10 protein-coding genes and 2 pseudogenes are annotated in these 13,415 nt (G+C 60.6%); 4 read left to right on the forward strand and 8 right to left on the reverse strand.

Going from position 1 to position 13,415, the window contains the following annotated elements; translation table 11 throughout:
• Nucleotides 1-227 precede the first annotated feature (227 nt).
• Both xth and NKI95_RS24920 read right to left on the reverse strand, forming a co-directional pair.
• Nucleotides 228-1,004, reverse strand: a pseudogene (xth, locus tag NKI95_RS24915) (exodeoxyribonuclease III).
• A 122-nt stretch (nucleotides 1,005-1,126) separates the two neighbouring features.
• Entirely contained in the window at nucleotides 1,127-1,309 is a 183-nt protein-coding gene (locus tag NKI95_RS24920) for a DUF3606 domain-containing protein (RefSeq protein WP_352719974.1), read from the reverse strand.
• A gap of 459 nt (nucleotides 1,310-1,768) precedes the next feature.
• On the opposite strand from NKI95_RS24920, the gene NKI95_RS24925 reads away from it, so the two are divergent.
• Nucleotides 1,769-1,972: a CsbD family protein gene (locus NKI95_RS24925; protein ID WP_352719975.1), complete on the forward strand. Its 204-nt coding sequence runs from the start codon at nucleotides 1,769-1,771 to the stop codon at nucleotides 1,970-1,972.
• A gap of 760 nt (nucleotides 1,973-2,732) precedes the next feature.
• On the opposite strand, the gene NKI95_RS24930 is transcribed toward NKI95_RS24925, so the two are convergent.
• The gene (locus NKI95_RS24930; protein ID WP_352719976.1) at nucleotides 2,733-5,282 is read right to left on the reverse strand and encodes a caspase family protein; all 2,550 of its coding nucleotides are present in this window, start codon (nucleotides 5,280-5,282) and stop codon (nucleotides 2,733-2,735) included.
• A 407-nt stretch (nucleotides 5,283-5,689) separates the two neighbouring features.
• Here NKI95_RS24930 and NKI95_RS24935 point away from each other — a divergent pair, with 407 nt between their 5' ends.
• Together NKI95_RS24935 and NKI95_RS24940 are read left to right on the forward strand one after the other, a co-directional pair.
• Entirely contained in the window at nucleotides 5,690-6,526 is an 837-nt protein-coding gene (locus tag NKI95_RS24935) for a PA3715 family protein (protein ID WP_352719977.1), read from the forward strand.
• A 124-nt stretch (nucleotides 6,527-6,650) separates the two neighbouring features.
• A complete protein-coding gene (locus tag NKI95_RS24940) occupies nucleotides 6,651-7,199 on the forward strand; it encodes a class I SAM-dependent methyltransferase (protein WP_352719979.1) in 549 nt (182 codons plus the stop codon).
• 337 nt (nucleotides 7,200-7,536) lie between these two features.
• Here the strand turns inward: NKI95_RS24940 and NKI95_RS24945 are convergent, their stop codons facing one another.
• Both NKI95_RS24945 and NKI95_RS24950 read right to left on the reverse strand, forming a co-directional pair.
• Nucleotides 7,537-7,770, reverse strand: a complete 234-nt coding sequence (locus tag NKI95_RS24945) for a DUF6429 family protein (protein WP_352719981.1) — start codon at nucleotides 7,768-7,770, stop codon at nucleotides 7,537-7,539.
• A 168-nt stretch (nucleotides 7,771-7,938) separates the two neighbouring features.
• Nucleotides 7,939-8,130 (reverse strand): annotated as a pseudogene (locus NKI95_RS24950) (3'(2'),5'-bisphosphate nucleotidase CysQ); the annotation flags it as partial.
• Nucleotides 8,131-8,457: 327 nt separating this feature from the next.
• On the opposite strand from NKI95_RS24950, the gene NKI95_RS24955 reads away from it, so the two are divergent.
• The gene (locus tag NKI95_RS24955; RefSeq protein WP_352719984.1) at nucleotides 8,458-10,044 is read left to right on the forward strand and encodes an adenylate/guanylate cyclase domain-containing protein; all 1,587 of its coding nucleotides are present in this window, start codon (nucleotides 8,458-8,460) and stop codon (nucleotides 10,042-10,044) included.
• A 153-nt stretch (nucleotides 10,045-10,197) separates the two neighbouring features.
• On the opposite strand, the gene NKI95_RS24960 is transcribed toward NKI95_RS24955, so the two are convergent.
• The 3 genes from NKI95_RS24960 to cysN all read right to left on the reverse strand — a co-directional run bounded on the left by NKI95_RS24960 (nucleotide 10,198) and on the right by cysN (nucleotide 13,413).
• Complete coding sequence (locus NKI95_RS24960) at nucleotides 10,198-10,443, reverse strand: type II toxin-antitoxin system VapB family antitoxin (protein WP_352719987.1); 246 nt, start codon at nucleotides 10,441-10,443, stop codon at nucleotides 10,198-10,200.
• 233 nt (nucleotides 10,444-10,676) lie between these two features.
• Nucleotides 10,677-11,465 carry a 3'(2'),5'-bisphosphate nucleotidase CysQ gene (gene cysQ / locus NKI95_RS24965; RefSeq protein WP_352720100.1) on the reverse strand — a complete coding sequence of 263 codons (789 nt, stop codon included), beginning with the start codon at nucleotides 11,463-11,465 and terminating at the stop codon, nucleotides 10,677-10,679.
• A 10-nt stretch (nucleotides 11,466-11,475) separates the two neighbouring features.
• A complete protein-coding gene (gene cysN / locus NKI95_RS24970; RefSeq protein ID WP_352719989.1) occupies nucleotides 11,476-13,413 on the reverse strand; it encodes a sulfate adenylyltransferase subunit CysN in 1,938 nt (645 codons plus the stop codon).
• Between the last annotated feature and the right edge of the window lie 2 nt (nucleotides 13,414-13,415).

Raw genomic sequence — 13,415 nt, forward strand, 5'->3', positions numbered from 1 at the left:
GTTTCCGCGCCCGACGATAAGTGAATCAATCCCCGCAGACCGCAGCCGAGCATGCAGTCACCCGTGCCAAGCAGCCATACGGGTTTGTCCCGAGCAAAGCGGGCGGCACGAACCGCGCCAGTTCCGGAACAAGATCCATCAGTTGAGGATCTAGCCGATCGCGGGCCTTCGTCTCCCACCTTTGGTTCGTTTCGGGAATTCCGATCGACCATCTGTATTCCTCCCGGTCAATTGAGCTCGATCCAGGCCGGCGCATGGTCGCTTGGCTTGTCCCATCCGCGAAGCTCGACATCCACGCCGGCATTGCGCAGCCGGCCGGACACTGAGGGGCTCACAAGGAGATGGTCCATTCGCAGGCCGGAACTCCGATCGTAGCCGCCACGGTAGGAGAAATTCCAATAGGTGTAGATGCCCTTCTCCGGATGGATGCGCCGGACGGCATCTATCCAGCCAGCTTGGAGCATTTTGGCATAGGATTGCCGACTTTCCAGGAAATAGACCGCATCGCCCAGCCATCGGCTCGGCGCCACCGCGTCGATCGGGGTTGGAACGACGTTAAAGTCGCCGCACAGAACGCTTGGCACCCGGTCCTGGAGCAAATGCTGGCCGTAGCTGATGAGACGATCGAACCAGCGTAGCTTATAGTCAAACTTTGGGCCAGGCGCTGGATTGCCATTGGGCAGGTAGAGACAGCCCACGACAATCCCATCCACCTCGGCCTTGATATAGCGGCTGTGGGTATCGTCGGGATCCCCGGGTAGGCCGCGTCGACGTTCCACCGGCTCGATTGCGCGAGCGAGGATTGCAACACCGTTCTAGGATTTCTGGCCGTGCCAGATCGCGCCGTAACCCGCCTCCCTGATCGCTTCGGCAGGAAACTTGTCGTCCGACGTCTTCAATTCTTGCAGGCACACGATGTCGCAGTCGCTTTCGCCCAACCACTTCAGGAGCACAGGCAGTCGGCCGTTGACTCCGTTCACATTGAAGGTGGCGATGCGGGTCATGTGCACGCCCTCTTATGAAGACCTCGCGGCAGTCGGTCATAGGGCAATGTGGCCTATCCCCTGCGCTGAACCTCGAGCTCTTGATATCGCCAACTTCGCCGGCCTCCTGTGGGGCTGAAGGCTCACTTCCTGCCCAGCTTGTCTTCGACCTTCTTGCGAGTGTTGCCGAGCGACTTCACCGCCGACTTGACGTCAGCTTTGTTGGCGCCGGTTTTGCCCGCCTCATACTTCATTTCATGGTCCTGCCCACCAGCGATCCTTGCCCGGTCCTGGTTGCGTCCACGCGTTGTGCCAGTGTTCGCCATTTCTATCTCCAACGATAGCCTTCCAGTCACCAGACAACGCGGCCGGACTCTTCCGGTTCAATCCCGCGACGCGCAGGGGATGGAGCCAGCTCCCAGGCAGGGGTATCGAATGAGCCCTTGTATTCGGATCCGGCATGTCGCTACCGCGGGGCGGACCTAGCGGGCCGAAGCCTGGGAGGGTTATTTCGACATGGATGATCTTGCGCAGGAAAGCCGTACTCCTCTCGCTCAACACGTCACGCTCCGCTCGTCGTTTGCGTTCGCCCACGGCGCCGCATCGCCTGTCGACGTGTAGTAAAGGGCCTTCGTCGGGGAGGTCGACGCGTCCCCAAAGGCCCACCATCTCCTAATTGACGCCGTCACCTTCCCAACTGGAGACGTGAACATCAGAGATCTTCGTCCCGGAACTCCCAGGCCGGACGACCGTTTCCCCTTGTGTAAAACAATGGAGGATATGTCATGGACTGGAATCGGGTCGAAGGAAACTGGAAGCAGGTCAAGGGTAAGATCAAGGAAAAGTGGGGCAAACTTACCGATGATGATCTTGATCGCATCGCTGGCAATCGCGATCAGCTCGAAGGCAAGATCCAGGAACGCTATGGTATCGAAAAGGACCGTGTTCGGCAGGATATTGACGACTGGTATGATCGGCAAGTCTGGTAGGATCGCGTCAAGCGGTCATTTACAAGAGGCGCTGTTTATTTAACGGCGCTCATTGGTGCGCTGGCAGTTGCAAGGCCAAGCCAGCTCGTGTTGAGACAGCCAGCGGTCCGACCCAGCCGCTGCGATCGTAGGGCGCAGACCGAACAGCATGTGAGTTATGCGCTGACCGGCTGCCGTCCGGCCTTCCGCGATAACGCCATAGGCGCGAGCGTGGGCGCTGTTAAGTTCTCCGGGCGGCGGACCTGATGTCCGCACGGCCGGCGCCTCCCGCCCCCGAGCTCCCAAACGGGCGCCGGCCAATCTCGTCTAGGCGGCAGCATTTCCGTCAAAGGCCGGTTCTCCCTGCTGTCTTTTGTCGTGTTCGGCGGGATGTCGATGACAACTGGCAAGTCTGGTAGGATCAGAAAGCGCCATCGGACGCTAGGCTCGTGCAATCCTTCTTCAGTCTGACCTGATCAACCCCAGCCGCCTCCCCCGCTTCCACCGCCACCGCCACCAGAAGGAATGACAGGCGCGGGAACAGGCTCGTCCTCAACCGGTATAATTACTTTCTTCGCGGTTTTTTGTTTGCGAACGGGCTTGACGACCTTCGGCGGAGGCACCCGGCGGAGAATCTTCGGCTGGGGCGTTTCGACCAGCGGCGTCGGTTCAACCCTCGGAACCAGGGAAGTGCAGGCCATGAGACCCGCCAAGAAGCCGGATAACGCTGTTCCAAGTATTGCTTGTTTCAATACTCTGCCCGCCATTGTCTCCTCCTTGGTCAAAACAAGTCCCGACGCGGATTGGCTTCTTCCCAGACTCGTCTGGCCGCGTTAACCAGTTGAGTGTCTTGTGAACCGGAGCCGGCAAGCTTCGATTTCAGTTCCTGTCGCAGCTGCCTCAACGCCGCTGTTTTTGGCTTCGGTCCGAACTTTGCCAGCGTCCTCTGCGCGTCCGGCAGTTCCTTGCGCACGTCAAGTGCGGCCGCAAGTGCAAGGAAGCGCACGGCAAGGGCCTGATCGGCCTTGTCGCCCTTTTGCATTTCGAGGGCCGCTCGATCGTAAGCTGCGGACGGATCACCCCGAGCGATCCCAATTTCGAACAATCTTTGCGCTTCTGCGAGGCTCCGTTCCACACCGACACCGTCCCGATACATGCGTGCGAGGCTGCCAGGCGCATAGGGCTGGCCGAGATCGATTGCCTGCTGAAACAGCGCTAGCGCCGTATTGGGATCCTTCTCCACGCCCTGCCCGGACAAGTAATTGCGCCCGAGCAGGTTCATGGAATACATGTCCCGCCGCTGGACACCGGCTTGCAGGAAGGCAACAGCGCGGGCCGGGTCAGCGGTTACGCCGTTGCGGCCCTCGGTGAAGATCGCAGCCAGATCGTTCATCGCATAGGTGTGCCCCATCGCTGCCGCCTTGAGCAGCAGGTCCAAACCCTTGCCGGTGTCGGGCTTGACGCCATAGCCATTGAACAGGGCGCGACCCCACGACGTCATTCCGTAGGGATCGCCCTTGCCGGCGGCCGCCGCGTAGAGGGCGTTCGCCTGGGTGCGGTCGAGGGCCATCCCGGTTCCGGTCGCAAACATGTAGCCGAGTTCGAACACTGCGCGAACATGTCCCTTCCTGGCCGCCTCCTCGATGGCTGTCTTGGCTTCTTCGACCTTGCCTGCCGCAAGCAGCGCCCGCCCCAGTTCATAGCGGAAGCGCGGGACTTCGGGATAAGCCTTTACCGCGGCCTCGCAAAGCTCCACCGCGCTAGCGCCAATCTCATTCGGCAGCAGGCCGGGGGTGACGCCCTGCAGATCGAGAGGTTCGCCGGCAGCCGTGTCGCACGGATCGGTCCTCGGTGACAGTTTCATCGTGGCTGGCTTTGATGAGCTGCTGTCCGCCCGGATTTCGAAGCCGACCTCGACCTTGGCTTCCGCGCCGATCTGAGGTTCATAGCGCAGCCGGTCGACCTCTCCGGCCATCAGGCTCGACTGCGGCGACAGGGTTCGATCAGGCAGCGAGAGCGTTCCCGTTGCCGGATAACTCGATACTTTTAGGCTGACGGCGGGATCATCGGTCGGGAAATCCAGATTCAGCGCAACTGGACCCACGCCCACGGGAACGTCGATGTCGCGGTTTTCGATCGCCTCGGCCGCACCGGTGATATGAATGCCACGCTCCAGCACCTGCTGCTTCTGCTCGGCCTCGAGCGAAGCCATGATCTGTTCGCCTTGGACGCCTTCGCCGCTCTTGACCCGAAACACTACGATGCCTTGGGTCTGGCCGCCCCAGTTGTCATGCGTCGCATAGGCCAGCATGTCGACCTCTTCCTGCGGGGCGACTCCCTTGGGAACATCCATCTGCAGACGCGGTAGATCCTTGCCCTGGATGGGCACGCCCAACTCGACAGGCTTGCCGTCCAGCATCAAACGCCCCAAAGCGGGCGGTCTTTCGATGCTCAGGGTAATCGTGCCACCATCGACATCAACCGGTTCCGGCAGGCCCAAGTCGACCGGTCCGACTCCCGACAGCACGACCTTCTCCAGCACCGGCGGCAGCGAGGGTCGATTGCTGCGGCGCATCAGGACAACTTCGTCGATCAGCGATGAGTTCTCCCAGGGAACCTGGAGGCCGTTTGTGGCCTCGACCACATCGCGGCGCACCGCCGCCATCACGGTGCGGATCTCCTGGTTCGGGGCCAGCGCGCGACGGGAAAACGCCGCCGAAAACGGGCTGAGTTCGCCGGCGCCGTCATAAGCCGCCGCCCCGGGTTCGGTGGCGAAAGCAATCAAGGTGTTCAGCGAGCTTCTCACCTGTGCGAGCCCGGTATTGCCGGCAGTGATGAGCTGGTCTCTCAGCCAGTAATTCTTGCGCGGAAACGGATTGTTGCGGCAGGCATCGAGTATGATCACCTGAATCTTTGACTTCGAGCGTAACTGTTCCAGCACATCGTTGAGCTTGATGGCCTGGACTTCGATGTCCGCCGCCTGCTTTAAGGAGGCATCGACCGGGATCAGAAAATTTTCGCCGCCGATCTGGAAACCGTGGCCGGAGTAGTAGACGACGGCCAGTTCTGCGCCGTCTGCAGCGGCAAGATAGTTGCGGAACTGCTCCTCGAATTGCAGCTTCGTCAGATCGCTTGCGACGAAGACCTCGAACCCTGCCAGTCGAAACGTTTTGGACACGTCCTCGGCATCGTTGGCCGGGTTCTTGAGTGCGGGGAATTGTCGGTACTCCGAGTTGCCGATGACAAAGGCGACCCTTCGGTCGGCGCAAGCGTCAAAGGTCGTGAAGCTCGCGAAGAGGAAGGCTGCGATGATTCCGCAAAGTCGGAGCATGGCAAATCCCTTGAACGCTGTTGCCTCGCCCACAAGAACACGGCACGTGGTAGCAAGGTCCGTCAGAGAGCATGCAGTCTGCCGAAACAAAAAGAGAGAAAAGCCGTCGCGACAGCGGGCATATTCCTCACTTGATCGAATGCTAAATTACATCAGTGACCGAGTGTCTGCAACTCTGTCGCACCTCCACGCGTGCTCTTTAGATCCCTGGTCGCTCTGCTCGGTCGGCGATGCGCAACTTACGAACTACAGCGACTGGTCAAATCCGGGTGCGCGCCGATGCAGTGCTGCTGTTCCAAGGCGCGTAAGCGTCGCCGTTAGACTCCGCTTCCGTTAAGCCCTGTCAGCCGCCACCAATCTCGCGTAGACATGCCTGCCCGCATCCGGCGCTGCGACGTGAGAACCCTATGCGTATACTGTCGCGTACCCTCTTCCTTTTCCTAGGCCTCTGCCTGACCAGCCTTTCGCCCGCCAGGGCCGCGGCGGGCGATTGCGGTGATGCTGCCGCGCTGGTGCAGCAGGCCTATCCCAAGGCCCGAAAAAGCGCCGACGGCACCTCGTTCACGCTTGAACCGCATATCAGCATCGCCTCAACGCTCCCGGAGAGCGATGCGCCATTCGGCCTGGTCTGCAAGATCTGGCCCGCCCACGACGACCTGCTACTGGTCGCAGTGCCGCTGATTGACGCCGCTAACGGCGACCACTTGCATGTCGGCGATATCGAGCTTCTGGTCGTCGACAGGAAGAGCCTGCGGGTGCGCCAGCGCCTGCTCCAGCCCGGTCTGATGACCGATGACGCAATTGTCATCGACAAGGTGGAATTCGACACCGGCCATTATGCACTGGCCCCCGGTGTCACCGCATTCGGCCTGCGCATCGAAATGGCACACCATTCGCTGACCGCTCCGTTCACTGAAACCGACCTGCGGCTCTTCGCTCTCGTCCGCGGTGAACTCCACGTGGTGCTCGACGGCCTCGTGGTGGCCGGCTCTGGCGGCGATAGCGATGGCAGTTGCGCCGAATCCTTTCATTCCAGCCAGGTCAGCCTGGCGATGAGCCCGGCGAGCCATCAGGGCTATCACGATATCACCGCGGTTGAGCGGTCGACTACCGATAATCCCTCCCCCGACCAGAATGGCGAATGCCAGTCCCATCCCAGCAAGCCTGTGAAGCGGACCTACCGGGTGCGCTATGACGGCAGCCGCTATGCGGTTCCGGTGGCACTCAAGGTGATGGGGTTGTGACGCGGCCGCACACGTCCCTGCCTTGGTTCGTCAATGTGATCAATTCCAGTTGAAAGGGTATCGATCATTAATTCTCTCGTGGTAGGAGGCGCTCAAGGGGGCTCTTCCCAAAGGAGCTGATGATTTGTGGTGGTCAAGATTCAAAAGGGGTTTTGCAGGAACGTGGGACGACAGACTTGACGGGCTATTCTCCGCAAAGGTCGACTACGCCGGAAAATCCATTCTCGATGTTGGCTGCAATATGGGCGTTGTCGCCTATGAGATATCCAAGCTGAAACCCAGCTCGATCCACGGGATCGACATTGCCAAGCCGCATATCGAGACTGCAAAAATGTTATTGAGCGGCTCCCCGGTACACGCCCGGTTCGATCGCCTGAATCTTGGCAGCCGGCGCCTCGGCAATATCCTTCTCCCGAAATACGATATCGTCCTGCTGCTGGCCGTCTATCAGCACATGCAGCGCAACATCGGCCCAGGCAAGGCGCGAAGGGTGCTTTCCAATATTGTCAGGCGCACCTCAAACGTTGTTGCCCGCGTTCCGCCGGGAACGGATGGCGAATTCATCGAAACGCTTTCTGACGACGGGTTCCAGGTTAAGAGCACTCACACATCGCCCCTTGGTAGTCATGTGCTGGTGCTTGAGAAACCCGCTCTAGGAAATCCGCAGCCATAGAGATTTCGCATCACGAGTGGCAATCTGCCCCACTAACATCCCATGTGTCAGCAGCGGCGCCGACCCGCTGCTGGCTGCAACTCCGCCCGGGAGCCCCATTCGCCGGCAGAAGCATCTCGCGGCTGGACTTCGCCAATGCCGTTGACATTGAGGGTCGCGGCTGCGGTGTTCTCTGCCACTGCTTGACAGACTGGATGCGCCCGTTGGCGTAGGTAATGAAGACGAAATTGGGCGCCAAGGCGAGAGCATCGGCCGTCCCGCTGCTGTCAGTGCGCTGCCGGTCGAAAATCAACCATGTGCGCCATCATCTCTTAGGCGCCCGCCCTGCGCTCATGACTCATGGCGCCGGGCGGGTGAACAGAGTTCGGAATTGCTCCTCCGCACGCCGCAGTCCTTCATCTGTCAGAACCACTGACTTCGCCTTGTTTGCTGGATTCGCGATCAGCCCCTTCTCGTGCAAGCGATCCAGAGCGTTCCAATCCAACCCCTTCCAGGCGCGCCTCTCTTCATGCAGCGTCAGCCAAAGCAGGCCCAGAACGGCATCGTCGATCTTGTCGGTGTCGATCTCCATGCAAGCAGTCTAACACGCGAAAGGGCCTCTGCCACGATCCACACCGGATGGTTACTCCCTGCCGCGAGCCTTCGGCTGAAAATAAGTGCTTCACTCAGACGTCGCGTGCGCGACAGCGTCATTTGCGCGGTGGACGAGCCGGGATGGGATCGGAGTTCATCATGGTGCCTAAGCGGCCGTGGCAGCCTTGCCGCTGGCAATGAAATGCGGATTGGCGAAAATCCTCGTCGTCGCTCTGGTTGCGCTTGCCGCAGGCGAGCGGCGCACCATCCAGCGTGCGCGTCATGCCGCCGGCAGCGCGCGGTACCGCGTCGCCCGGTAGCGGTGTCCTCATTCCATAGTGCGGCCGAAACGCGGATACGTTTTGCTGGACACTTTCTTTTCCGACGCGCTCTCCGGCCCGCAGAAGTCTTAACCTTGCCAGAGGTGAATTTTTGACCCCAGAGCGGTTATGGCGAAGGGCATTCCGGGCCACAACCGACTTTGCGACATCCCCTTCACTGATTCACTGCCCGTCTGGCGCCAGAATGCGAAATCCGCTGTGAGGGTCGGGGCTTAGCTACCAACCGCTCAAGGTCGGTCCGACGTTGCAGGTCTGACGTGTTTTCATCGAGCCAAGACTGACTCTAGTACCGTGCCGGGAATGAGCTATAGTTCAGATACTAATGAAGGCCGGGCGCTTGCACAATGGCTGGACTGGGTGAACAGATTGCGCGTCAGCAGCGCACCATGGGACCGCTCCTGGTGGCGGCAGTGGTCATCGGCCTTATCGGTCTGCCCGTCGCAGCCTGGCTCGACCTCCGAGATCTGTCGGAACGGATGCTGCGCAGGCAAGCCAGCGAAATCAGCCGGATCATCGACGAAATGCGCGGATTCTACGGCAGCGACGTCGTGGGACGCGTGCTGCAAGCAGACGGCGCCGTGACTGCGACGCACAACTACCGGGACGTCCCAGGCGCGATCCCTATTCCAGCAACCCTCTCGATTGAACTCGGCAAGCGCATCAGCGCTCACGACGGGTCGGTCAAATATCGGTTCGTCTCGGATCTGCCTTTCAAAGGTCGCGCCCCCCACCAGCTCGATGTATTCGAGCGGAATGCAATCCTTGCTTTGCGCGCCAACCCGAAGGAGCCGATCATCGAAGTCTCGGGCTCACTGTTTGACCGGCAGGTCCGCGCCGCGGCCCCGGTCGTTATGGGACAAGTCTGCGTGACGTGCCATAACTCACATCCGGACAGCCCCAAGACTGACTGGAAGGTAGGGGATGTCCGAGGGATCCAGGAGATATCAGTCAATCAGCCTATCGCTGCGAACGTGCTGACCTTCAAGTATCTGCTCCTATATTTCGGCTTCGCGGCGGCGGCGGGCCTGACGTTCATTCTCCTGCAGCGTCGGCAGTCCGCGTTGATTCAGGGCATCAACAAGGAGCTTTCCGAGGCAAACGACTTCCTGGCCGCGATTTCATTGAAGATCGCCAAATACCTTTCGCCTCAAATTTACAAAAGCATCTTCAGCGGCCAGAAGGACGTCACCATCGCGACCGAGCGCAAGAAGCTCACGATCTTTTTCTCCGACGTCAAGGATTTCACCGCGATCGTGGAACGGCTCCAGCCCGAGGACTTGACACTTCTCCTCAACGAGTACTTCACCGAGATGTCGACGATCGCGCTCAAACACGGCGGCACCGTCGACAAGTTCATCGGCGACGCGCTTCTTGTGTTCTTCGGAGACCCCGAGACGCAAGGCATCGAGGAAGACGCGAGAGCCTGCTTGCGCATGGCTGTCGACATGCAGCGTCGGGTGGAGCAGTTGAACAGGGTGTGGCGTGACCGCGGAGTTGAACGGCCCTTCCGAGCTCGAATGGGCATCAACACGGGCTATTGCAATGTTGGGAACTTCGGTTCCGATGATCGGATGGACTACACGATCATTGGAGCCGAAGCGAACTTGGCGGCCCGTCTGCAGTCGATTGCCGAGCCCGGCGGCATCTGCCTCAGCTATGAGACTTACGCGCTCGTGCGCGACCTTGTCCGGGCGCGTCCATTAGCACCGATTGCCATGAAGGGGATCAGCCGGGAGGTTGTCCCCTACGAAGTCGAGGGCCTCCTGGGTGAACTCGCCCAGCGCCCTCAGGTCATCAGCGAGCATGCGACTGGCCTCGACTTGTTCCTCGATGTTGAGGCAATCGAAGAGAACGGGGTCGAGCGGGCGAAGAAACGACTTTCGGAGGCGCTCCTGGCCTTATCCATCCGAAGCAAGCCCGCCACATTTTAGATTCTTGAACGTGATGCAATCTGGACCGTGGCCAGCCACGTAAAGTCGGGTTCAACACCGTTCAGCGTTCAGCTGCGCCGGGTGCCGGCCAGGAGTTCGCGCGCATCATCCTCGTTGGTCATCAGCGCCGTCAGGGCCGAGGCGTCGATGAAATCAGTCATTCTCGTACAGGCTGTCGCGAAACGCCTTGTCGGCGGGCCTGCCGTGATCAGGCTTGCCCCGGGCTCGCAGATCACGGCAGACCCTGACGCCGATCTCTACCAGGGACGGTCTAGCCTGTTCGCGCTCAAGCTCATGCTTGAGCGCGGCATGGACGGCCTCTGTCAGACCAGTCCTCTTAGGTGCGGCGACCCGGCGGGCCAGTGCGCCGGTCTCGGGATTTTTGATGTGGAACGCCATCACTCGCTCGTATAGCCGTTCAAGTGTATCGGTATTTAGCAATTTGGATACACTGTGCGAAGGCCCCGCAGCATCGACCGGACACGAAGCGAATCGGCCACGCGACCCAACTGTAGGCTGGATGGGGATAGTGCCGTTGTGTTTACAGACCTCGAGCGGTATCTGAGGTCGCTTCCATAACTCACTTGTAACACCCGCATTTTCGTACGGGTCTGGAACTGCGCAATCATGGTCTAGCCAGATTTGGCAGCCTTGCCGCTGGCGATGAAATGCGGGTTGGCGAAATCCTCGTCGTCGCTCTGGTTGCGCTTGCCGTAGGCGAGCGGCGCTCCATCCAGCGTGCGCGTCATGCCGCCGGCGGCGCGTAGCACCGCGTCACCCGCGGCCGTATCCCACTCCATGGTGCGGCCGAAGCGTGGATACACGTCCGCCTCGGCGCCGGCGAGGAGGCAGAATTTCAGCGAGGAGCCGACCGAGACGATTTCGGCAGCGCCAAGCGCGCGGATATAGGCGTCGGTTTCCGGTGTGTTGTGGGACCGGCTGGCAACTACGGTCAGCGGCATCATACCGGCCCTTGCCGAAATCGGCAGGCGATCGACGATTTGGTAGTCGTCATTGACCTCGATCGCTTCCGCTTTGCCCGGCCGGCCGGAAAAGAAGCGGCCGGTGCAAGGCGCGAAAACGACGCCGATCTCCGGCACGCCATGGCGAACCAGTGCGATATTGACGGTGAAATCGGTCCTGCGGTTGACGAACTCCTTGGTGCCGTCGAGCGGATCGATGAGGAAGAAGGCGTCGCCGAGATCCGGTGCCATGATGCCGGCCGAAGCTTCTTCCTCGGCCACGCATGGAATTTCGGGAAATGCGACGCGCAGCCCGGCAAGGATAATCTTTTCGCTCTCGCGATCCGCCTCCGTCACCGGCGAACTGTCCGATTTGCTGTCGACCGCACAGCCGGCACGAAAGACGCGCATCACCTCGCGCCCCGCCGCCAAGGCAAGGTGCTCGAAGACGGCGAGCATCGCTTCGTCGTCAGATACCGCCGCCGTTATCATATTGGTCTTCGGCAATGTCCCGCTCGTTCAGCCAGTGTTCAAGGGCGTCCACCATCTCCTCGGCCGATCTGCCGAGTGTCTTGAGATGGATTTCGGGCTTTTCCGGCACCTCATACGGTGAATCGACGCCGGTGAAATTCTTGATCTCGCCGTTCAACGCCCGCGCATAGAGGCCCTTCGGATCGCGCCTGGCGCATTCCTCGAAGGGGGTGTCGACAAACACCTCGACGAATTCGCCGTCGGCCATCAGTTCGCGCGCCATGCGCCGCTCGGCGCTGAACGGCGAAATGAACGACACGATGACGATCAGCCCGGAATCGGCCATCAGGCGCGCCACTTCGGCGACGCGGCGAATGTTCTCGACACGATCGGCGTCAGTGAAGCCGAGATCACGGTTGAGGCCGTGGCGGACGTTGTCGCCATCCAGAATGTAGGTATGGCGCCCGGTGGCGAACAGCTTCTTCTCGAACAGATTGGCGATGGTCGACTTGCCCGAGCCCGAAAGCCCGGTGAACCAGAATACGGCCGGTCGCTGGTTCTTCATGTCGGCACGCGCGCGCTTGCCGACATCGAGCGACTGCCAGTGGATGTTTTCGGCGCGGCGCAGCGAATGTAGGATCATGCCAGCGCCGACCGTGGCATTGGTGATGCGGTCGATCAGGATGAAGGCGCCGGTGGTGCGGTTCTCGGCAAACGGATCGAAGGCGATCGGCGACCGCGTCGAGATGTTGCAGATGCCGACTTCGTTCATTTCAAGCGACTTGGCCGCCTCATGGGCAAAGTCGTTGACGTTAACGCGGTATTTCAGGTCGGTGACGGTGGCGCTGGTCTGGTCGGTCTCGGTGCGCAGGATGTAGGAGCGGCCAGGCAGCAGCGCATGTTCGTCGAACCAGACGATGTTGGCGGCGAACTGGTCCGCGACCTGCGGCCGCGCCGCCGGCGACACCAGCATGTTGCCGCGCGAGACCTCGACCTCGTCGTCGAGGACAAGCGTGATGGCCTGGCCGGCGATAGCCTGCTGAAGATCGCCGCCATGCGAGACGATGCGCCTGACATGGGAGGATTTGCCGGATTTGGCGACGACCACCTCGTCGCCCGGCGCAACCGATCCGGAGGCTATGGTGCCGGCGAAGCCCCGGAAGTCGAGGTTGGGACGGTTCACATATTGGACCGGAAATCGGAACGGCAATTCGACCACGGCTTCATCGACCGAGACGGTTTCGAGATGTTCAATCAGCGTCGGGCCGGAATACCAGTCCGTCCTATCGGATCGGCCGGTAACGTTGTCACCGTAGCGGGCCGACATAGGAATGGACACGATCGTCTGGAAGCCGAGTTCACGTGAGAACTGCCCGTAATCCGCGACGATCCGTTTAAACACCGCCTCATCGAAGCCGACAAGATCGATCTTGTTGACGGCGAGCACGATGTGGCGGATGCCAAGCAGCGAGGCGATTATCGAATGTCGCCTGGTCTGACGCAGTACGCCTTGGCGGGCATCGATCAGCACGATGGCGAGATCGGCGGTTGATGCACCTGTCGCCATGTTACGCGTGTATTGTTCGTGGCCGGGCGTGTCGGCTACGATGAACTTGCGCTTTGGCGTGGCGAAGAAGCGATAGGCAACGTCGATGGTGATGCCTTGCTCGCGCTCGGCTTCGAGGCCGTCGACCAGCAGCGCGAAGTCGACGTCGTCGCCGGTGGTGCCATGCTTGCGCGAATCGCGCTCGAGCGTGGCCAGCTGGTCCTCGAAAATCTGCTTGGTGTCGGAAAGCAGACGCCCGATCAGCGTCGACTTGCCGTCGTCGACCGAGCCGCAGGTCAGGAAGCGCAGCAGCGACTTTCGTTCCTGTGCCGCCAGATAGTCGCGGACTCCGTCGGTCGGGGCGAGGCTCTTGGCCATGATGTGGCGCATAC

The organism is Mesorhizobium sp. M0306, assembly GCF_040321655.1.
Lineage (GTDB): Bacteria > Pseudomonadota > Alphaproteobacteria > Rhizobiales > Rhizobiaceae > Mesorhizobium.